Below are 21,316 nucleotides of genomic sequence, written 5' to 3' on the forward strand. Positions count from 1 at the left end.
CCGATGAGTTTCTTCACCGTTTCCGGGGTCGCAGCCACGCGGGTTTCCCCGGTGTGAGTTTCTAGAGGAATGCCGATGTGCATAGTCTTTCCTGAGGGCGGATCAGTTGCGCAGTCAGGCTGAGCCTTTGCCATGACGAGGCGAAGAAGGCGCAGACTGGTTTCGGATAAAACGGCCAGACGAGCTTCCCGAACTCCGGAACGATCTCGAACAGATCGCCCACCAGGCCGTAGTCTGCCACCACGGCCAGCGAGTTCAGCTCGTCAGCGGACTCGACCAGGATGGCCCGGTCGGCGCCCAGTGCCAGTGCGGTGCGCAGTTGTTCCTGGACAGCGGTCGGCCCTACGGACACGGCAACAATTTCGCTAACGACGCCCTTTTCCTTTAGGCGTACGGCCTCTTCCACGGCAATTTCGCAGAAGGGGTTCATGGACGTCTTGACGTTGGCGAGATCGACGCCGGAGTTGTCCGCCTTGACGCGAACCTTGACGTTGTAGTCGACCACCTTTTTTACAGTAACCATGATTTTCAAAATGAAGTCTCGTTGCACCAAATGGCGCTGGTAGTTCCAGTCGTACAAGCAACCGCATGAGCTGCTCGGAACTGGCGGGTGCCAGCCGAGCGAAATGCATCCTCGCTAGGCGTCGATTCTCTCGAAAATGGCAGCGATGCCCTGTCCGCCACCAATGCACATCGCTACCAGTGCGTAACGCCCTTGCACGCGTTGCAGTTCGTGAATCGCCTTGGTGGTGATGATCGCGCCGGTGGCGCCCACCGGATGGCCCAGCGAGATGCCCGAACCATTGGGGTTCAGCTTGTCCGGGTCCAGGCCGAGTTCCTGGGCCACGGCGCAGGCCTGGGCGGCAAACGCCTCGTTGGCCTCGATGACATCCATCTGCTCCAGGCCGAGCCCGGTCCGCTGCAACGCCAACCGTATTGCCGGCACCGGCCCGATGCCCATGAAGGCGGGCTCGACGCCCGCATGGGCATAGCCCACGAGGCGGGCCAGAGGCTGCAGCCCCAGCTCGCGCGCAACGCCGCCCTCGGCAAGCACCACGGCGGCGGCGCCGTCATTGAGGCCCGACGCATTGCCGGCGGTGACCGTGCCGGCGGCCTTGTCAAAGACCGGGCGCATGCTGGCGAGCTGCTCGGCGGTCACGTCGTCCCGCACATGCTCGTCCGTATTGAACAGGCGCGTGCCTTTGCGCGTGCTCACTTCGACCGGGATGATCTGAGTGGCGAAGCGCTGCTCGGCGAGCGCGCGGGTGGCGCGTCGCTGACTTTCAAGGGCCAGGGCGTCCTGTTGCGCACGGCTGATGCTATAGCGCCTGGCAACGTTTTCCGCGGTGATGCCCATGTGGATCTGCTGCCAAGGATCGTGCAGGACGCCATTCATGTAATCGACGGCGTTGGCGTCGCCCAGACGCTGGCCCCAACGCAGCCCGGGGAGCATGAAGGGCCCCCGGCTCATGCTTTCGGCCCCGGCGCCAATGGCAATGGAGGTGTCGCCCAGTTGAATGGCCTGCGCCGCCGAAATGATTGCCTGCAAGCCTGAGCCGCAGAGCCGGTTGACGTTGAAGGCCGGCGTGGTGACGGGGAGGCCCGCATCGATGGCCGCGATGCGGCTGAGGTAGGCATCCTTGGGCTCGGTAGGGATCACGTTGCCCATCACCACATGCCCGACTCGCTCCGGGGCGACCCCGGAACGCTCCAGTGCCGCGCGGACCACGGTGGTGGCGAGCGAGGCGAGGGGAACATCCTTCAGCGAACCGCCAAAAGTCCCTATGGCTGTGCGAACCGCCCCGACGATGAGAATTTCGCGCTCTGACATGACATCGTCCGTTCCAGAAGTTTGATGTGTTGCTGCAACTGTGCAGCGATGCGTTGCCAGCATTCTTGGGAAGTCGAACGCCGCCGACATCGTCCACACGGCTTAGTCAGAGGCGTTGAGCCGAGGTATGGCGAATCTGGCCGACGCGAGGGAGCATGCTGCCTTTCCACGCCTTCGGAGCTGCTTCCCAAGAGCTGGACATGCACTGGCACTGGCACCCGCTAAAAGGGGTGCCAGGTATGCCAGTGGCAAATGATGGGTGGCCGACCGTGGCCAGGTTATCGGGGCGGATCACCGCCCCCTTACCGTTTTGCTGGTTGGAGCGCCGACCTCCGATGGGCGCCTTCGATGCGTCGATAGGTGCGGGAGATATCGGCTCAGGCGTTCGCCTGGCGCTGCTTGACCAGCGTCAGCGCGGTGTCCTCGATCATGTCTTCCTGACCGCCGACCATGCCGCGGCGGCCCATCTCGACGAGGATCTCGCGAGCGGACACGCCGTACTTCTTCTCGGCCCGCTTGGCGAACAGCAGGAACGAGCCGTAGACCCCGGCATAGCCCATAGTCAGGGCGTCGCGGTCGCTGCGGATGGGGAAGTCCATGATGGGCACTACCAGATCTTCGGCGACGTCCTGGATGCCGAACACGCTGACGCCGGTCTCGATGCCCATGCGGTCGCAGACCGCCACCAGCACCTCCATCGGAGTGTTGCCGGCGCCGGCGCCGAGGCCTGCGCAGGCCGCGTCGATGCGGGTCGCCCCGGCGCCGATGGCCGCGATGGAGTTGGCCACGCCCATCGACAGGTTGTGATGGCCATGGAAGCCGATCTCCGTCCCCGGTGCGAGCGCCTCGCGCAGGGCGGCGACCCGGGCGCCGACGTCGTCCGGCAGCAAATAGCCGGCCGAGTCGGTGATGTACACGCAGTTGGCGCCGTAGCTTTCCATCAGCTTGCCCTGGGCTGCCAGGCCTTCGGGGCTGTTCATGTGCGCCATCATCAGAAAGCCCACGGTGTCCATGCCCAGGCCGCGGGCGTGGCTGATGTGCTGCTCAGAGACGTCCGCCTCGGTGCAGTGGGTCGCCACCCGAATGGTGGAAACACCGATTTCATGGGCCATTTTCAGGTGATCGACCGTGCCGATGCCCGGCAGCAGCAGGGCCGACACCTTGGCGCGCTTCATCAGCGGAATGACCGCCGAGAGATATTCCTCGTCGCTGTGTGCAGGGAATCCGTAGTTGACCGAGCTGCCGCCCAGGCCGTCGCCGTGGGTGACCTCGATCAGCGGGACGCCGGCAGAGTCCAGGCCCTGGGCGATACTTTTCATCTGCTCCAGGCTGATCTGGTGACGCTTGGGGTGCATGCCGTCGCGCAGGCACATGTCGTGTACGGTGATTTTCTTGCCGCAAAGGTCCATGGCGCGCTCCTTAAAGCTCGGTCTGCTTGAGCAGTTCTTCGGCAAACATCTCGGCGGTGCGGGCCGAGGCTGCGGTCATGATGTCGAGGTTGCCGGCGTACTTGGGCAGGTAATCGCCCAGGCCTTCCACCTCCATGAAGATGGAAACACGATTGCCGTCGAACACCGGCCCGTTCACCAGCTGATAGCCCGGCACGTACTTCTGCACTTCGGCGATCATGGCGTGGATCGATGCGGTGATCGCCGCTTCGTCCGGCGTGCCTTCCACCAGGCAATGCACGGTGTCGCGCATGATCAGCGGCGGCTCGGCCGGGTTGATGACGATGATCGCCTTGCCCTTTTTCGCGCCGCCCACCTGCTCCACGGCACTGGCTGTAGTGCGGGTGAACTCGTCGATGTTCTTGCGCGTGCCGGGGCCAACCGACTTGGACGCGGCGGTGGCGATGATCTCGGCATACTCCACCGGCTGCACGCGCGACACCGCCGCCACCAAAGGAATGGTGGCCTGGCCGCCGCAGGTGACCATGTTCACGTTCATCGCCCCGGCACGAAGGTTGTCCTTGAGGTTCACCGGTGGGACGCAGTAGGGGCCGATGGCCGCGGGGGTCAGGTCGATCATCAGCACGCCCAACTCGTTGAGCTTGCGGCTGTTCTCGGCATGCACATAGGCGGAGGTGGCATCGAAGGCGATGCGGATGTCATCGGTCTTGATGTGCGGCAGCAGGCCGTCGACGCCCTCGGCGGTCACTTTCAGGCCCAGTTCCTCGGCGCGTTTGAGGCCTTCGGAGGACGGGTCGATGCCGACCATCCAGACCGGCTCCAATACCTCGCTGCGCTTGAGCTTGTACAGCAGGTCGGTGCCGATATTGCCGGGCCCGATCAGGGCGCAGCGGATTTTCTTGCTCATGGTGTTCTCCTGATTGAGATGCAGGTCACTCGACGAAGCGCAGGCTGGATTCACCGAGTCCGCTGAGGGTCAGGCTGACCCGGTCGCCGGCGGCGACCGGGACCAGAGGAGCCAGGGCGCCGGAGAGGATGATTTCACCCTTGCGAAAAGGGATGCCCAGCCGGCCGAGGGTGTTCGCTAGCCACGCGACGGCTGCGCAGGGGTGGCCCTGCACGGCGCTGCCCAGACCGCTGCCGGCGGGATGGCCGTTCTTGAACAGCTCCAGGCGCACCTGGGCGAGGTCGATCTCCCGGGGATCGATGCGCTGCGCGCCCAGGGTGAAGACGCCGCAGGACGCGTTGTCGGCGACGGTGTCCTGGATGCGGATCTTCCAGCTGTCGATCCGCGAGTCGACAATTTCGAAGCAGGGCGCGACGTACTGGGTGGCATTGAGCACGTCGTCGGCGCTGATGTCGGTGCCGATCAGGTCCTCGCCAAGAATGAAGGCGATCTCGCCCTCGGCGCGGGGCTGGACCAGGCGGTACTCGGCGAAGCCGACGTCGCTGCCGTCGGCGACCTGCATGCGATCGGTGAGGAAGCCGAAGTCGGGCTGATGCACGTTCAGCATGTCCTGGACGGCCTTGCTGGTGACGCCGATCTTCTTGCCAATGATCTGCTCGCCGAGCTGCTGCCGGCGTTCGAGAAAGCGCAGGGAAATGCGATAGGCATCCTCGAGCTGGATATCCGGGTGACGCTCGGTCAGGGGCGACAGGGTTCGCCGGCCTTGCAGGGCGTCGAACAGCTCGTCGCCCAGGGTCTCGATCAGGTTAAGGTTCATAAGCGCGCTCATGTCAGTGCGATGGGTGGGGCGGTCTTAGCGCGGACCCCAGAGGTCCGGAAGGCCGCAATCGGTAGTGGCAATCAGGCGCTTGAGCAGGACCTTGAGCATCTTGGCGTCCACCTCGCCAAGACGCGCCACCACGTCCTGCTCGACCGCTTTGGCCAGCGCGATTTCTTCCAGCGAGGCCTCGCGTCCGGTGCCGGTGAGCACATAGCGGTTCACTCCGGCGATCCGTTCGATAGCGACCAGGCCCTGCTTCTCGAGAAAGCGCATGGTGGCCGGGGTGACGGAATAGCCGGTGTAGCCGACAAACTGGTCGAGCTCTTCCAGCGTCAGCGAATCGCGGATGCACAGCACCGACAGCACGAAGAAGGCATGCTCGTCGAGTTGCTGGCTACTCAGGCGCTGACGCAGCTCGTCGAGCAGTTGGTAATGGGCGCGCCCCAGCAGATAGCCGAGCAGGTCCTCGGTGTAGCTGCATTCGGGGGGCGGCGGGCTGCCCAGGCGCAGGGCATTGCCCGGTTGGCGCGTGGCGAGCGCGTACTGGCCGCTCTGGAAGGCCAGGGGTGCGCGATCACAGTAATCGAAGGCCAGCACTTCACCGACGAAGATCACATGATCGCCACCTTCGTACTGGAACGCCGTGCGGCACTGAAAGCGTGCGGTGCACTGCGGCAGGAGAGGTGCGGTGCTGATGCCCTTGTCCAGCTCGATGCCGGCGAACTTGTCCTCACCCTGGCGGGCGAAGCGGCTCGAAAGCTCTTCTTGCTCATGGGACAGCACGTGGACGTTCCAGTGTTTCGCTTGGCTGAAGGTCGAAAGGCTCCTGGCATTCTTGGCCAGGCTCCAGAGCACCATGGGTGGGTTCAGCGAAACCGAGTTGAAGCTGTTCGCCGTAACACCCACTGGCTCGTTGTCTACGCCACGGCTGGTGATGATGGTGACCCCGGTAGTGAAGGTACCGAGGGCGGCGCGAAAGGATTGAGGATCGAAGCTGGTGTTTGCGTTCATGGCTTGCCCGCCGAGCTGGGATTACGTGAATTCAGTATCGAGAGGCCATGGTCGGCCAGCATCGTCTTAACGGACTAACGCTGGAGTCGCCGTTCGGGTCGTCCGTTTGGACGTGGCGCGGTCCCTGGTGGGGCGGCATGTTCCGGCGTTGGCGCCCGGTCTGAGCGCGCCCCGCGCCTGCGCGAGGTGCGCTCACTGGGACTGGCGCGGTCAATTCCGCCATACAAGGACATCCCGATGCTCAACCGGATCACCATCGCCCAGCGCCTCTGGCTCTGGGCCGTGCTTGCCAGTTTTCTGTTCTTCTCCGCCGTGGCGCTGGGCTGGCATGGCCTCTACCAAGCACGCGACAGCCTGCGCGTGGTGCATGACCAGCGGCTGCGGGCCCTGGAGGATTTCGCCGAGATCGGTCGGCGTCTGGATGAAAACCGCCGGCTGGTGCTGCTGGCCTTTCAATACGACCCCAGCGGGCAGCTGGTGCGGGCCCATGAGCGTCCGGTCGGAGTGCATCTGGATGCCATCGAAGCCAACAACCAGGCCATTGCCGGGCTCTGGGCGCGAGCGACCAGCTGGCCCGGCGAGCCCGCGCATGCCGAGGCGTTCGAGGCGAGTTACGCGGAATGGCTGCTGGAACTCGACAGCGTGCTGGCGTCGCTGCGCCTGGATGACTTCCGCTCCGATGGCATGGTTGCGTTTCTCGGTATCGGCATGCCGCTGGGCGAACAGGCGATGCGGGCGCTGGACGGTCTGCGCCAGGCTCAGCGGGCTCTCACCGAACAGGACTATCGAGCGGCGGAGCGGCGCTACCAGTGGGTGGTGATGGCCTACCTGGCGCTTGCGGTGTTGGGCGTGGTGGCCGGCGGCCTGACGGCGTTCTCCGTCGTGGGCCGCCTGCGGCGCGCCTTTGCCGTGGCCAGCGACAGCCTGGGGGCCATGGCGGCGGGCGACCTGTCGCGTCCCGTCCCCCAACTGGGCCAGGACGAGGTCGGCAGCATGCTGCGCGATATGGCGTTGATGCGGGACAGCCTGCGCGGGCTGATCGCCGCTGTGCGCGAGCAGATGCAGCGCCTGGAGCGGGAGGCGCGGCAAATGGCTGACGTGGCGTCCGGCTCGTCGGTTGCCACACAGCAGCAGGCGGTGGCGGTCGACGCCATGTCCCGGCTGATCATGGAGCTGTCGCGCTCCATTGAGCGGGTCGAGACCCATGCGCAGGCCACGCGGCGGATCACTGTGGAGTCGGCCAGTCGCTCCGCCGAAAGTGAAGGCGCCGTTCGTGCCATGAGCGACGAGATGCAGGGCATCTCCGAGGTGGTGGCGGACACGGCGCGGCACATTCGTGAACTGGACGCCCTTTCCAGCGACATCAGCAGCGTGCTCGGGGTCATCCGGGAAGTGGCCGAGCAGACCAATCTGCTGGCGCTCAACGCCGCCATTGAGGCGGCGCGGGCGGGCGAGCAAGGCCGTGGTTTCGCCGTCGTGGCCGATGAGGTACGTCTGCTGGCCAGGCGAACCGGGAACTCCATTACCGATGTCGGCGACATCGTCGCGCGCATCCAGAACGGCACCCAGGATGTGGTGCGCAGCATGGATAAGGCCGTACAGCGGGTGCGGGATGGGGTTGGCCTGGCGGACAAGGCCGGCGCCTCAATCGCGCAGATCAGGCACGGCACCGAGCAGGTGATCGAGGCGGTGAGCGGCATTGGCGATGTCGTCCAGGCCCAGGCCGAGGCCATGCGCGAGATCACCGAGCAGGTCGAGGGGGTGGCCAGTGGCACCCGGGAGTTGTCGCAGAGCGCCGGACGCGGCGCCGTGGCTGCTGCGGATCTGGACCGCCTGGCCGCCGAGCTGGCTCGCCTGTCGGCGCGCTTCATTGTCGAGAGCGCGCCCTCCGACGTTGCGACTAGTCCGCTTTGACGATGAATCGTCTCCTCCTCGCATCCGATTATCCAGTCACGCCTGCGCAACTGCGCATTACAAGAGAGAGCTGAAGGATGACTGCGATTCGGGAAAAAACGCCTCAGGAAATCGAATTGATCGAGCGCGCACGGCGCTTGGTGCCGCAGCTCAAGGCGCGTGCAGCCCAGGCTGAGCGCGAATTCAAGGTGCCGGTCGAAACCATTGCCGATATGCAGGAAGCGGGGCTGTTTCGTGCCCTGCAGCCCAAGGCCTTCGGTGGTTACGAGATCGATCTGCGTGCCTTTTTCGAAATCCAGATGACCCTCGCCGAGGGCTGCATGTCCACCGCCTGGGTCTACGGTGTGCTCGGCGTGCATCCCTGGCAGCTGGCGCGCTACCCGCTCGAGGCTCAGCGCGATGTGTGGGGCGAGGACAGCGGCACCCTGATGTCCTCCACTTACATGCCGGTGGCGAAGGTGACCCCGGTCGACGGTGGCTACCGCATCAGCGGGCGCTGGGGCTTCTCCAGCGGCAGCGAACACTGCAGCTGGTGTCTGCTGGGCGGCATCGTCCCGCCTGAAGGCGACCAGCCCGCCGAGCACGGCACCTTTCTAGTGCCGCGCAGCGACTATCGCATTGAACACAATTGGGACGTGCTGGGCCTGCGCGGCACCGGCAGCCACGATATCCTGGTGGAAGACGCCTTCGTGCCGGCCTACCGGGTCCAGCGCACCAACAACTGGACCCTGGAGGCCACCCCGGGTCGCCTGGTCAACACCAACCCGATCTACGCCATTCCCTTCGCCCAGATCTTCGCTCGCGCGGTGTCCACCTCCGCAATGGGTGCGCTACAGGGCGCGATCAACGAGTTCCGCAGCAATGCCGCGCAGCACATCGGCAAGCACGGCGCCAAGACCGCTGAGGACCCAGGGGCGCAGAACGCCGTGGCCGACGCCACCATCACCCTGGACATGCTCAAGCTGGTGCTGGAGCGCAACTATGGGCAGTTGATGGAGCTGGCGCAGGCCAACGAGTATCCGGACGTGGAGACGCGGCTGCTGTACCGCTTCCAGTCCTCCTACGTGACCAACATCTGTGCCGAAAAGGTCAACGAGCTGCTGCGCTGCATGGCCGCCTCCGGGCTGTACAGCAGCAACCCGGTGGCGCGGATTTTCCGTGACCTGCACCAGGCGCGTGGGCATATCGCCAACAACTACATGGCCTACGGCCGCAGCTACGGCGCGGTTTTGCTCGGTCTGCCCAACCCCGATCCCTTCGTTTGACGGCGACCGTACCGTTCGGCATCCCGACGCCGGCGGTGCGGTGATGGATTCCCTCTCTCGTGCAAGGCAAAACAACAATGACAGGCCAAGCTTCGACTGAAACCCGTTACGACGTCATCGTCGTAGGCTCCGGCGCTGGCGCCATGACGGCGGCGCTGTTCGCCGCTGATGAAGGACTGTCGGTCCTGATGATCGAGAAGACCGCCCAGTACGGTGGCACCTCGGCCATTTCCGGCGGCGGCATCTGGATTCCGAACAACCACCATTTCCAGGCCAAGGGCGGCAACGACAGTTTCGACAAGGCCTGGACCTATCTCCAGGCTGCGGTTGGCGACCGGGTCGACGAAGCACGCCTTCGCGCTTACCTGGAACAGGCTCCGCGAATGGTGCGCGAACTCGAGAAACACAGCCGCGTACGTTTCGCCGTCGCCGAGAAGTACCCCGATTATTATCCGCATCTGCCCGGCGCCTTGCCCGGCGGACGCTCGCTGGACCCGGAAATCTTCGATGCCAGCGTGCTCGAAGAGGAATTCGCCAATCTGCGTCCGGCATCACCAACGACGCTGCTGATGGGCAAGATCGCCTGGACCGCGCGCCAAGCACACAAGGCCATGTCGCGCAGTTTCGGCTGGCGTTTCGTGCTCCTGGGCCTGATGTTGCGCTACCGCCTGGATTTCAAGTGGCGGCGCAAGACCGACCTTGACCGCCGAACCGCCCTGGGGGCTTCGCTGGTGGCCTCGCTGCGCCGTTCACTGATGGATCGCCAGGTGCCGCTGTGGCTGCGGACCGATTTTCGCGAGCTGCTGGTAACGGACGGACGTGTCAGCGGCGTTCGCGTCGAGCGTGATGGCGAGCTGATTGAACTGCATGCCTCGCGTGGGGTGATCCTTGCCTCCGGTGGTTTCGAACGCAACCAGGCCCTTCGCGATCGCTACCTGCCCAAGCCCACCTGCGAGGCCTGGAGCGCGACGCCACCGGGTGCCAACACCGGCGCCGCGCTGGAGGCGGCACTGGCCGAGGGGGCCGCCACGGATCTAATGGAACACGGCTGGTGGGCACCCACCATTGCCGTGCCCGGCGAGGAAAAGCCCAGGCCGATCTTCGCCGAACGCGCCTTTCCCGGCTCCATCGTCGTAAACGGCCGAGGCCAGCGCTTCGTCAACGAGGCGGCGCCCTACCTGGAATTCGTGGCGGCCATGTATCGCGACAACCAAGCCACGGACGGGCAGTCACTGCCGGCCTGGGTGATCTTCGACGGGCGTTTTCGTTTTCGCTACGCCATGGGACCGCTGATGCCCGCCCAGATCATGCCGGATGAGCGCCTGCCAGCGGAGTGGCTGAACAGCCTGTATTTCAAGGCAGACACCCTCGACGCGCTGGCGCAGCAGATCGGCGTGGACTCGGCAGGCCTTCAGGTGAGTGTTGCGCGTCTCAACGGTTTCGCCCGGACGGGCGAGGACTTGGAGTTCGGCCGCGGTGGCAACGTCTTCGACCGCTACTACGGCAGCGTCGACGTCAAGCCCAATCCCTGCCTCGCGCCGCTGGAGAAGGGGCCGTTCTACGCGATGCGCATGGACGCCGGAGACATTGGTACCAAGGGTGGGCTGCTGACCAACCAGCATGCCCAGGTCCTGCGCACCGATGGCCAGGTGATCGACGGGCTGTACGCGATTGGCAACACATCCGCCTCGGTGTTCGGCACTACCTATCCCGGCGCAGGCGGGACACTGGGCCCAGCCATGACCTTCGGCTACATCGCCGCCGGACACCTGGCCGGCCAGCGCTGAGGAGCAGGACATGAGCACTTACGATGACGACAGCGTGACCGAGATCCTGCCGCCCTTGCGTGTGGAGGATGCGGATCGCCACGCCTGGGACGATACCTGTGACCTGCTGGCGGCGGGGTGGGGAGCTGCCGGTGCCTGTACCGCGCTGGAAGCTCACGGACGGGGCCTCGAGGTTCTGATAGCTGACCGCTTCCAGGGCGGCGGAGCCAGCGCCAAGAGCGGCGGAATCGTCTATGCTGGGGGCGGCACGCGCCAGCAGCGCGACGCCGGTTTTGCCGATACGCCTGAGGCCATGTTCGATTACCTGCGCCATGAAACGCAGGGCGTCGTCAGCGATGACACCTTGCGGCGTTTCTGCGAGCAAAGCGTGGAGAATCTGCAGTGGCTGGAAAGCCATGGTGCTGAATACGGCTCGAGCATGCCGCCCGGTGGCGGCAAAACCTCCTATCCGCCGGATGGTTACTACCTCTATTACTCGGGCAACGAAAAGGTGCCGGCCTATGCCGGTCCGGCCTCGCCGGCGCCCCGTGGCCATCGCACCGTGGGCAAGGGCCAGAGCGGCCAGGTGCTTTACGATCAGCTGCGCGACGCCTGCCGGCGCGCCGGCATTCGCACGCGGCTGCAATCCAGCATCCGCCGCCTGGTGCTCGACGGCCAGGGCGCGGTGGTGGGCGCTGAGCTCTGGTGCTTGCCTGCAGAAAGCCCTCAGGCGCGCGAGCATGCTCGTCTGGCTGCCGCTGCCGAGCGCTGGCAGAACCTCGCGCCGGCCTACAGCGACCGGCTGCGTGGACGCCTTGCCCGTATAGAGCGTGACTACGCACGGCCGCTGGCGGTTCGTGCCCGTTGCGGCGTGGTGCTGAGCACCGGCGGCTTCATCTTCAACCCGCAGATGATGCGCGAGCATGGTTCCCGCTACGTGCGCACCTTCAAGGTGGGCGCCACCGGTTGCGACGGCTCGGCCATACGCCTGGGTAGCAGCGTCGGTGCGGCCAGCGGCCAACTCGAACGGGTTTCCGCCTGGCGCTTCCTCAGCCCGCCATTGTGCTGGCCCAAAGGCATGGTGGTGAACAGCCTTGGGCAACGCGCCTGCAACGAGGAAGTCTACGGCGCCACCCTGGGCGTGCGTCTGTGCGAGGAACACGACGGCAAGGGCTGGCTGATCCTCGACCGGCGCCTGCGCCGTCAGGCGCTGAAGGAAACCCTGCGCGGCGGCTACTGGTGGTTCCAGACGATGCCGGCGTTACTGCTGATGCTCTTCGCCCGCAAGGGCAAGACCATCGAGGCGCTGGCCCGGGTGATCGGCGCTGACGCCACGACGCTGGCCGACACCCTGGCCCGCTATAACGCCTCGGCGCGGGGCATGGCCGAGGACGAGACGGGCAAGTCGGCGGACAGTCGCCAGGTGCTGGAGCAAGGCCCGTTCTATGCCTGCGACATTTCCGTTAGTAGTTCCGCCTACCCCATGGGCGGACTGACCCTGGGGGGGCTGCAGGTGGAGGAGACGAGCGGGGCAGTGCTCGATCGGGCCGGCAGGCCGATTCCCGGCCTCTACGCCGCAGGCCGTGCGGCAGTCGGCATTCCCTCGCACATGTACATCAGCGGTCTGTCCCTGGCCGACTGCGTGTTTTCCGGTCGGCGTGCGGCCCGCGCCGTCGCGGCCGTCACCGCGACGCCATTGCCGGCGAAGGCTTCCGTATGAGCATTCCACGCATGCCCGCCTGCACCGCCCGCGCCGGACAGGAGCCTCAGCCCTGCGTCCGCTTGGGCGCCAATCGGCGCGTTCACATGAGTATTGAGCCATGAGCAACTACATAGCACTGCGTGTCGCGCAGGTCATCGAGGAAACCGCCGATGCACGCTCGCTGGTCTTCGAGGTTCCGCTGAGCCTGGCCGAAGCGTTCCGTTATCGGCCAGGCCAGTTCCTCACGTTGCGTGTACCCCACGGCGATGGCTGGCTGCCGCGCTGCTACTCGCTGTCGAGTACGCCGCTGCTGGATGAGCCGCTGCGGGTCACCATCAAACGCGTCGCTGACGGGCGCGCGTCGAACTGGCTCTGTGGCCAGTTGCGCGCCGGAGACAGTCTGGATGTCATGGCGCCGGCAGGTGTGTTCGTGCCCAAGCGACTGGACGGCGACCTGCTGCTGTTCGGCGGCGGCAGTGGCATCACGCCGGTGCTGTCGATCCTGCGCTCGGCGCTGCTGGCCGGCAAAGGCCGCATCCTGCTGATCTACGCCAACCGCGACGAAGCCTCGGTGATTTTTCGCAACGAGCTGCGCGAGCTGGCCAAGGCCCATCCGAGCCGCTTACAGGTGGTGCACTGGCTGGACTCGATCCAGGGCATCCCCAGTGCCGAACAGCTTGCCGAGCTGGCGCGCCCCTTTATTCGGGCCGAAGCCTTCATCTGCGGGCCCGGGCCCTTCATGGACACCGCAGTCAGCGCGCTGAAGGCCCTGGGTATGCCAGGGCCGAACATTCACGTCGAGCGTTTCGTCTCGCTGCCCGGCGAGGGCGAAATCGTGCCCGTGGCCGCCAGCGAGGCGGCTTCCGCGGCGGCGGTCACGGTGGACCTGGACGGCCAGCAACATCAGCTCGAATGCGAGGCCGGAGAGACCCTGCTGGCGGCAATGGAGCGCGCGGGCCTCAAGCCGCCCAGCGCCTGCCGCGTCGGCGGCTGTGCCTCGTGCATGTGCACCCTGGAAAAAGGCCAGGTCGAGTTGCTCGTTAACGATGCGCTGGACGCCTCGGAGCTGGACGAGGGCTGGATCCTCACCTGCCAGGCCGTGCCCACCAGCGACCAATTGCACATTCGTTTCCCATGATCACCAGGCGACTCCGACCATGACCGACACTACTTCGCCCCAGACACTGCTTGAGCCCACAGCTGCCGCAGCGCCCATGACCATCCCTGCGCTGCTGTCAGAGGCGTCGCGGCGCTTTGCCGGGCTTGCCGCCATCGAAGAGAACGGCGTGGTCACCGGCTACGCCGAGCTCCCCGAACAGGTGATGGCCGTGACCCGTGGGCTGCTGGCCCGAGGCATCCAAGAGGGCGACAGAGTCGCTATCTGGGCACCGAACTGCCGGGCCTGGATCATCGCTGCCCTCGGCATTCACTGCGCGGGCGCGGTGATGGTGCCGATCAATACCCGCATGAAGGGTCCCGAGGCCGCCGATGTGCTGGCGCGCAGCGGAGCTCGGCTGCTGTTTGTGTGCCGTGAATTCCTGGGCGTCGATTACCCCCAGCTGCTCCAGCCCTTCCGGCCGCAAAGCCTGGAAGACGAGATCATCCTCAATGAGCGTGTCTCGATCGATGGCCGGCAGGGGTGGCAGGCGTTTCTCGCCGAGGGCGCCTCGCTGGCTCCCGAGGTGGTCCAGGCCAGAATGGCCGCAGTAACGCCCGAGCACGTCAGCGACCTGCTCTTTACCTCCGGCACCACCGGCAAGCCGAAGGGCGTGCTGAGCACACAGGGCCAGCTGCTGCGCGCCTTTTATGAATACGGCAAGGTGATCGGCCTCGGACCGGGCGATCGTTACCTGATCGTCAATCCGTTCTTTCATGCCTTCGGTTACAAGGCCGGCTGGATCAGTTGCCTGCTGGCTGGCGCGACCATTCTGCCGCACGCGGTGTTCGATGCCGACGTCGTTATACGGCGCATCGTCGAGGACCGCATCACCGTGCTGCCGGGGCCGCCGACCCTGTACCTGTCGATGCTGGCGCATCCGCAACTGGCGCAAACGGATCTTTCCTCGCTGCGGGTTGCGGTCACCGGTGCGGCCACCATCCCGGCGGTGTTGATCGAGCGCATGCGCGCCGAGCTGGGCTTCGAGGTGGTGACCACGGCCTACGGCCTTACCGAATGCGGCGGCTTGGCGACCATCTGCGACCCTGGCGCGCCGGCCGAGGTGATCGCCGCCACCAGCGGTCGTCCCATCGCCGGTACCGAGGTGAGTATCCGCAATGCCGAAAACCAGGTTGTGCCACAGGGCGAGACCGGCGAAATCTGCCTGCGCGGCTTCCACGTCATGCGCGGGTATTTCCAGAACCCCGAGGCCACCGCCGAGGTGATCGACGCCGAGGGTTGGCTGCACACCGGTGATGTGGGCCGTCTCGACGAGCACGGCAATCTGCAGATCACCGACCGCCTCAAGGACATGTTCATCGTGGGCGGATTCAACTGCTACCCGGCAGAGATCGAAGCCGTGCTGCTCGAGCACCCGGCCATCGCCCAGGTGGCGGTGATCGGCGTGCCGGACGAGCGCATGGGTGAGGTCGGCTGCGCCTGCGTGGTACGCCACGCGAACCAGCCGCTGGAGGTGGCGGAGCTCATCGCCTGGAGCCGTGAGCGAATGGCCAACTACAAGGTGCCGCGCTTGGTGCGCTTCTTCGAGGCACTCCCACTGAACCCTTCCAACAAGGTGGCCAAGAACGACCTGCGCGCGCTGCTGGCGACCTGAGCCGCAGCAGGCACTCTCAGTTTCCCTGCCTGCCGGTCACCGGCAGCCACATGGAGCGATAGCAGCACAATAACAAGAATGGAGATAGCTATGAGCGTGAAGAAAGCGAGTTTTGCCCTGCATCTGCTGGGTGTATCGGTAGCCATCGCCAGCGGTGCGGCGATGGCCGGCCCTTCCTTCGAGATTGGCGAAAGAACCACGGTCGATACCACGTTGACAGTGAACTACACCGCGTCGGTGCGAACCGGCAAGCCTGCCAAGCAATACCTCGAAAGCCTCAACAACGATGATGGCACGCGCAACTTCGATCGCGGTTCGCTGATCACCAACCGGGTCAGTGTGTTCGGCGAAGTGCTGGTGCGGCACGACAACTTGGGGGCGGTGCTGCGCGGCAGTCATTTCCACGATGAGGCCTACCACGGTCGCAACGATAACGATTCGCCGAGCACGGTGAACAAAGGTGGCCGCAACGACACCTTCACCCGCGACACCCGGCGTGACAGTGGCGGCCGCGCGCGCCTGCTCGATGCCTATGTGTACGGCAACTTCGACGTTCTGGACGGACAGTACGTCTCGCTCAAAGCCGGTCGGCACCTGGTGGCCTGGGGCGAGAGCTTGTTCTGGCCCAACATCAGCCAGGGTCAGGCGCCGGTCGACGCGACCAAGTTCAACGTACCGGGCACCGAGGCAAAGGACGCTTACCTGCCGGTGGGCCAGTTCTCCGCCTCCTGGTCGCTGAACGAGGACCTGGCATTGCTGGGCTTCTACCAGTACGAGTGGGAAGAAACGCAGCTCAATCCGGTCGGCGATTATTTCAACAGCAGCGATATCTTTGGCCCTGGCGCCGAGTACTTCCGATTTGCGGCTGGAGATCCGCAATTCACAGCGCTGTCCTATGCGGGCGAGGAAAAGCCGCGCGACAGCGGCCAGTGGGGTCTGGGCATGCGCTACCGCCTGACCGACAGCACCGAGGTCGGCCTGTTCCACTACCGTTACCACGAGCGCGTCGGTGCGCTGTTCTTCAATTTCGGCGGCGACACCCGCTATTCCTCCCTGTCCGGCAGCGTGGCGCCCGGCACCTTCAAGCTGGGGTACTTCGAGGACGTGGAGCTGACCGGCGTGAGCTTCAGCTCGAAGATTGGCGACGCGGTGCAGTTCGCCGGCGACCTGAGCTATCGCGATGGCTCGGCGGTCTACCTGGACAACGGCACGCCGGCGCGTGGCGAAGTCTGGCAGGCGAACCTCAATGCGATGTACCTGATCGGCCCCACCTGGCTGGCGCACCAGACCTCGCTGTTCGGCGAGGTGATGCACCAGCACATCGAATCCGTGGACCCGGTGGATATCACCGTCGACGGTGTGAATATCGGCAGCTTCGACAGCTTTATCTATGACGGCCAGACCCGTGGTTCGACACTGTTTGGCCTGGGCGCGCAGATGGAGCACCCGAACCTGTTCAGCGGCTGGGATCTGGCGACCAAGGTCAACTGGCAGCAGAACCTCGACGGCAGCGCCCTGCAGGGCATCGGCCGTGCCGAGAAGCGCCTGACCCTGGGCGCGGACCTCAAGTACCTGGGCAACTTCCAGGTGGGGATGACCTACGTCGACTACCTCAGCTCGCCGAACATCGCCAAGGGTCGGATGATGGCGGACCGCGACTACCTGTCGTTCAACGCCAAGTACTCCTTCTAAGGCGACGCCACGCAGCGCCGCCGCGGTGCTCCTGCGGCGGCGCTGTACCGCGCGCTCTTCACGCGAGGAACTTGCATGCAGACGTCCCCTAGAATCACTTCGGCCTTCGAGCCGCTGCGCATCGGTCCGCTGACCTTGCGCAATCGTTTCATCAAGGCCGCGACCAACGAAGGCGCGGCGCTCGACGGCATTCCCACCGGCCAGTCCCTGCGCCTGCACGAGCGCATCGCCGCCGGCGGCGCGGCGATGACCACGCTGGCCTACTGCGCTGTCAGCCCCGACGGGCGCACCTTGCCCGATCAGGTGGTACTCGACCACAACAGCCTGCCGCACCTGCGCGCGCTTACCCAGGCAGTGCATCGCCATGGCGCGGCGGCGTCGGCGCAGATCACGCATGGCGGTTGCTTCACCTTCCTGCCGCCGAGTCGTTCCGCCTTGCCGCTGTCGGCCAGCGGCGGCTTCAACAAGGTCGGGATCTTGAGCGGCATGCTGCGCAAGCAGGCCATGAGCGAGGCGGACCTGTCGCAGGTTGCTGATGAGTTCGTCCGCGGCGCGCGGCTGGCGCGTGAGGCAGGCTTCGATGCCGTCGAGCTGCACATGGGTCACGGCTACCTGCTCAGCCAGTTCATCTCACCGCTCTACAACAAACGCCATGATTGCTACGGCGGGACGCTGGAAAATCGCATGCGCTTCCCGCTCATGGTTCTGCGCCAGGTGCTGGACGCCGTGGGGCAGGACCTTGCGGTGGTCTGCAAATACAGCGTCACCGACGGCGTGCGCAGCGGCAACCGTGCAAAGGATGGCGCCGCCATCGCGCGCCTGCTCGAGGCCGAAGGTGCCCACCTGCTGGTACTCAGCGCGGGAATGAACGTGGAGTCGGTCACCACCATGTTCGGCTCGTCGTTTCCCAAAGAGAACCGCGTCAGTACCGGCAAGCCGTTGATCGATGCCGTGGTGGCCCTGAAAAGCCTGCTGGAGCCCCATGTGCAGTTTCGTGAACTCTACCTGCTCGAACACTCGCGTAAGGTCCGTGCCGCTGTGCGCATGCCGCTGGCGTACATCGGCGGCGTGAAAAGCCTGGAGGGTATCGAGCACCTGATGGCGCAGGGCTTCGATGCGGTCGCGCTCGGGCGGGTGCTGCTCGCCGAACCCGATTACGTCAACACGCTGCAGTCGGGTGCCCGCCGGGACTCTATCTGCACGGCGTGTAATCGCTGCGTGGCGATGATGTACACGCCGGGCGGCACGTCCTGCGTGTTGGGCGAGCCGGGTGATGCGCAGCTCAACAGCGTCGGGGCCGCCTTGCTCTAGTGGCCTGTTTGGCTAGTTCAGTTAGTCAATTTCGGCGCCCGAGGCCCCGATACTGCGTTGCCACTCCTCGCCATAGCCCTGCTATGACTCGTCGTGGCGCCTTGTCTCGGAACCTCAGGCATCCGAACTTGAGGGAACCAACTAACCGCACAGGCCACTAGCGGCCTTCGAAACGGGGCGGGCGTTTATCGAGAAACGCCTGCATGCCTTCCTTCTGGTCGCGGGTGGCGAACAGCAGTGCCGCGGCTCGCCGTTCCAGTGCAAGGCCGGCGTCCAGCGACGCATCCATGCCCAGGAGGATGACTTCCTTGATCTGCTCGGCGGCAAGCGGCGACATGGCGGCTATCGAGCGGGCCAGCCCCAGCGCGTGGCCAAGCACTTCGTCGTCGGCGACCACCTCGCTGACCAGTCCGGCGATCCACGCCTGTTCGGCATTCAGGGGCAGGCCGGTCAAGGCCATGTGCATCGCCTTGGCCTTGCCGACCGCGCGAACCAGGCGCTGGGTGCCGCCGATGCCGGGCATGATGCCGAGCCGGATTTCCGGCTGGGAAAAACGTGCGCTGCGGCCAGCAATTATGATGTCGGCGAGCATCGCCAGTTCGCAGCCGCCGCCATAGGCATAGCCGCAAACCGCCGCAATGACCGGCTTGGGGCAGTTCCGGATCGGCGCCCAGAGCCGTTCGGTGTGGCGCTTGTAGAGGTCCATTGCGCCGACCTCAAGCATGTCCTCGATGTCACCTCCGGCCGCGAACACCTGCTCGCCGCCTGTGATCAGGATGCAGCGGGTCTGCGGATCGTCCGACAACATCGAAAACTGAGCGGCCAGCATCGCCTGTAGGTCGGGACTGAGCGCGTTGCGCACGTCCGGGCGATGCAGGCGCAGCAGGGCAATGCCGGGCTCCGGTCGCTCCAGCAGAACGGGTTGGGATAGATCCTTCATGCCATGACTCCGATGCTGGCGGGACGCCGATTGTCAGAGGGGCACGATCAGCGCTCATCGTCCGTTCAGACGACGAGCGCGCCAGCAGTGTTTGCCCAGAATGCAGACAACATCGCAACAGGAGCAATTTATGGATATCCACGCGAGCTTGGACTACAGCGGCAAGGTGGTGCTGGTGACAGGCGGCGCCAGAGGCGTGGGCGCAGGCATTACGCGCACCTTTCTGGCGGCCGGTGCGCAGGTGGTGGTGTGCGGACGCAACGAGCCGGAGGCACTGCCGCAGGTGGCTGAAAACCGCGCCAGCTTCATTGCCGCCGACGTGCGCGATCTGCAATCACTGGAGGCTCTGTTCGGCGAGATCCGTCAGCGTTTCGGCCGCCTCGACGTGCTGGTCAACAACGCAGGCGGCAGCCCGCCTGCGGACGCCGGCAGCGCCTCGCCACGTTTCCACGAAAGCATCATCCGGCTGAACCTCATTGCGCCGCTGAACGTGGCCCAGCAGGCCAATGCGCTGATGCAGGAGCAGGCCGAAGGTGGAGTGATCGTGTTCATCGGCAGCATCAGCGCGCTCCGGCCGTCGCCCCTGACTGCCGCCTACGGCGCGGCGAAGGCGGGCATCCTGTCGCTGGCCAGTTCGCTGGCCGTGGAGTGGGCGCCGAAAGTGCGGGTGGTGGCGGTCAGTCCCGGCCTGGTGCACACCGAGCAGTCGCACCAGCACTACGGGGACGAGGCGGGCATCGCGGCGGTGAGTGCTACCATTCCTGCCAACCGCCTGGCGCAACCCGAGGATATCGGCGCCGCCTGCCTGTTCATCGCTTCCCCGCTGGGTGGCTACGCCAGTGGCTGCAACCTGCTGCTGCATGGTGGGGGTGAACGCCCGGCCTTCCTCGACGCATCGAACGCCTGAGTTCCTGCCCGGCAGCGGGGTGTGCAGATGCCACCCCGCTTGTGGCACTCAACCGTGCTGGAGGAAGTCCAGGCAGCTGCGGTTGAACAGCTCGCGGTGTTCGACCTGTACCCAGTGACCGCAGCGGTTGAGGATGACCACCTGTGCCCGCTGGGCGTTGTCGGCAATGTGCCGTGCACCGCCGACCGGGTTGAAGTTGTCGTTATTGCCCCAGAAGCACAGGATCGGGCAGTCGATTTCCTCAAGGCGCGAGGTCATGTTGGGGATCATCATGGTGCTGAAGAGATTCTTCGGTTGGGTGACTGCGACCGCTACGCGCTCGGCCAGCAGTTCCTCGGGCAGGATCGAGGGATCGAACAGCTGCAGGCTCATCATGCTGCGCATCTCTGGCAAGCCGATGGGACCGGCGCCGAACAGCGAGACCATGCGCTGGATGCCCGGCATCTGGAAATAGGTCTCGCGCTCCTCCACGCCGCCAGGCGCCAGCAAGATCAGTTTCTCCGCCAGCGCCGGTTCGGCCAGCGCCAGGCCCAATGCTATGGCGCCGCCCAGCGAGTTGCCCAGCAGGGTGCAGCGCGTGATGCCCAGTGCCTGGGTGAATGCCTGAAGCGTGGCGACGAAGAACGCCAGGTCGTACTGGCCATCGTCCGGTTTGTCGGAGCGGCCGAAGCCTGGCAGGTCGAGCACGATATTGCGGTAGCCCGCCTTTGTCAGCAGCGGATAGTTGCCCTTGAAGTTGCTGAAACCACTCGCACCGGGGCCGCTGCCATGCAGCCAGAGCACCACTGGGCCCTGGCCCTCGTCCAGGTAATGCAGGCGCAGGCCGTTGTGCAACGTGAGGTAATGGCCCACCGGCAGGGGCAGGTCTTGGTACTGGGTCATCGCGAATTCTCCGATAGCTGGGAAGGGGCATCGGCGCGCCCGGCGCCGTTACTCCCGTCACGCGATGGTCGGACGCTGGGTGGCGAAGGGCATCGTTCGTTCAGACGAGTCGGGAGCAATCGCAGGCCAGGCGGCCCCTTTAGTCTCCTTGGACGATGCGGCGCGTGGCGGCGACCCGAATCATGCGG

17 protein-coding genes and 1 pseudogene are annotated in these 21,316 nt (G+C 65.3%); 9 read left to right on the forward strand and 9 right to left on the reverse strand.

Annotated elements, in window-relative coordinates; all coding sequences use genetic code 11:
* From H9642_RS16170 to H9642_RS16200, 7 genes and pseudogenes are all read right to left on the reverse strand, one after another.
* On the reverse strand, positions 1–83 hold an 83-nt coding region (locus tag H9642_RS16170), incomplete at its 3' end, for a hypothetical protein (RefSeq protein ID WP_251837586.1).
* A gap of 158 nt (positions 84–241) precedes the next feature.
* Positions 242–532, reverse strand: a pseudogene (locus H9642_RS16175) (electron transfer flavoprotein subunit beta/FixA family protein); the annotation flags it as partial.
* Positions 533–637: 105 nt separating this feature from the next.
* Positions 638–1,831: an acetyl-CoA C-acyltransferase family protein gene (locus H9642_RS16180; RefSeq protein WP_251837501.1), complete on the reverse strand. Its 1,194-nt coding sequence runs from the start codon at positions 1,829–1,831 to the stop codon at positions 638–640.
* Positions 1,832–2,208: 377 nt separating this feature from the next.
* Entirely contained in the window at positions 2,209–3,240 is a 1,032-nt protein-coding gene (gene dmpG / locus H9642_RS16185) for a 4-hydroxy-2-oxovalerate aldolase (protein WP_251837502.1), read from the reverse strand.
* 10 nt (positions 3,241–3,250) lie between these two features.
* Complete coding sequence (locus H9642_RS16190) at positions 3,251–4,147, reverse strand: acetaldehyde dehydrogenase (acetylating) (protein WP_251837503.1); 897 nt, start codon at positions 4,145–4,147, stop codon at positions 3,251–3,253.
* A gap of 25 nt (positions 4,148–4,172) precedes the next feature.
* The gene (locus H9642_RS16195) at positions 4,173–4,964 is read right to left on the reverse strand and encodes a fumarylacetoacetate hydrolase family protein (protein WP_251837504.1); all 792 of its coding nucleotides are present in this window, start codon (positions 4,962–4,964) and stop codon (positions 4,173–4,175) included.
* Positions 4,965–5,000: 36 nt separating this feature from the next.
* Positions 5,001–5,978 carry a flavin reductase gene (locus H9642_RS16200; protein ID WP_251837505.1) on the reverse strand — a complete coding sequence of 326 codons (978 nt, stop codon included), beginning with the start codon at positions 5,976–5,978 and terminating at the stop codon, positions 5,001–5,003.
* 237 nt (positions 5,979–6,215) lie between these two features.
* Between H9642_RS16200 and H9642_RS16205 the strand changes: the two genes are divergently transcribed.
* The 8 genes from H9642_RS16205 (at position 6,216) to H9642_RS16240 (ending at position 18,399) form a co-directional block, all read left to right on the forward strand.
* A complete protein-coding gene (locus tag H9642_RS16205; protein ID WP_251837506.1) occupies positions 6,216–7,892 on the forward strand; it encodes a methyl-accepting chemotaxis protein in 1,677 nt (558 codons plus the stop codon).
* 77 nt (positions 7,893–7,969) lie between these two features.
* Positions 7,970–9,157 (forward strand): acyl-CoA dehydrogenase family protein, encoded by a 1,188-nt coding sequence (locus tag H9642_RS16210; RefSeq protein WP_251837507.1) that lies wholly within the window; start codon positions 7,970–7,972, stop codon positions 9,155–9,157.
* 77 nt (positions 9,158–9,234) lie between these two features.
* Positions 9,235–10,944 (forward strand): FAD-binding protein, encoded by a 1,710-nt coding sequence (locus H9642_RS16215; RefSeq protein ID WP_251837508.1) that lies wholly within the window; start codon positions 9,235–9,237, stop codon positions 10,942–10,944.
* Positions 10,945–10,954: 10 nt separating this feature from the next.
* Positions 10,955–12,643, forward strand: coding sequence for an FAD-binding protein (locus tag H9642_RS16220; RefSeq protein WP_251837509.1), 1,689 nt, complete (start codon positions 10,955–10,957; stop codon positions 12,641–12,643).
* 100 nt (positions 12,644–12,743) lie between these two features.
* The gene (locus H9642_RS16225) at positions 12,744–13,763 is read left to right on the forward strand and encodes a ferredoxin--NADP reductase (protein ID WP_251837510.1); all 1,020 of its coding nucleotides are present in this window, start codon (positions 12,744–12,746) and stop codon (positions 13,761–13,763) included.
* A gap of 19 nt (positions 13,764–13,782) precedes the next feature.
* Positions 13,783–15,396, forward strand: a complete 1,614-nt coding sequence (locus tag H9642_RS16230; RefSeq protein ID WP_251837511.1) for a FadD3 family acyl-CoA ligase — start codon at positions 13,783–13,785, stop codon at positions 15,394–15,396.
* Between the two features lie 90 nt (positions 15,397–15,486).
* Complete coding sequence (locus H9642_RS16235; protein ID WP_251837512.1) at positions 15,487–17,088, forward strand: DUF1302 domain-containing protein; 1,602 nt, start codon at positions 15,487–15,489, stop codon at positions 17,086–17,088.
* Positions 17,089–17,163: 75 nt separating this feature from the next.
* The gene (locus tag H9642_RS16240; protein ID WP_251837513.1) at positions 17,164–18,399 is read left to right on the forward strand and encodes an NADH:flavin oxidoreductase; all 1,236 of its coding nucleotides are present in this window, start codon (positions 17,164–17,166) and stop codon (positions 18,397–18,399) included.
* 157 nt (positions 18,400–18,556) lie between these two features.
* On the opposite strand, the gene H9642_RS16245 is transcribed toward H9642_RS16240, so the two are convergent.
* Positions 18,557–19,339 (reverse strand): enoyl-CoA hydratase, encoded by a 783-nt coding sequence (locus H9642_RS16245; protein WP_251837514.1) that lies wholly within the window; start codon positions 19,337–19,339, stop codon positions 18,557–18,559.
* Between the two features lie 130 nt (positions 19,340–19,469).
* Here H9642_RS16245 and H9642_RS16250 point away from each other — a divergent pair, with 130 nt between their 5' ends.
* Entirely contained in the window at positions 19,470–20,246 is a 777-nt protein-coding gene (locus H9642_RS16250) for an SDR family oxidoreductase (protein ID WP_251837515.1), read from the forward strand.
* Between the two features lie 48 nt (positions 20,247–20,294).
* Here H9642_RS16250 and H9642_RS16255 read toward each other — a convergent pair whose 3' ends face one another.
* Positions 20,295–21,128 carry an alpha/beta fold hydrolase gene (locus tag H9642_RS16255; RefSeq protein WP_251837516.1) on the reverse strand — a complete coding sequence of 278 codons (834 nt, stop codon included), beginning with the start codon at positions 21,126–21,128 and terminating at the stop codon, positions 20,295–20,297.
* Positions 21,129–21,316 lie beyond the last annotated feature (188 nt).

The organism is Serpens gallinarum (assembly GCF_014836765.1).
Lineage (GTDB): Bacteria > Pseudomonadota > Gammaproteobacteria > Pseudomonadales > Pseudomonadaceae > Serpens > Serpens gallinarum.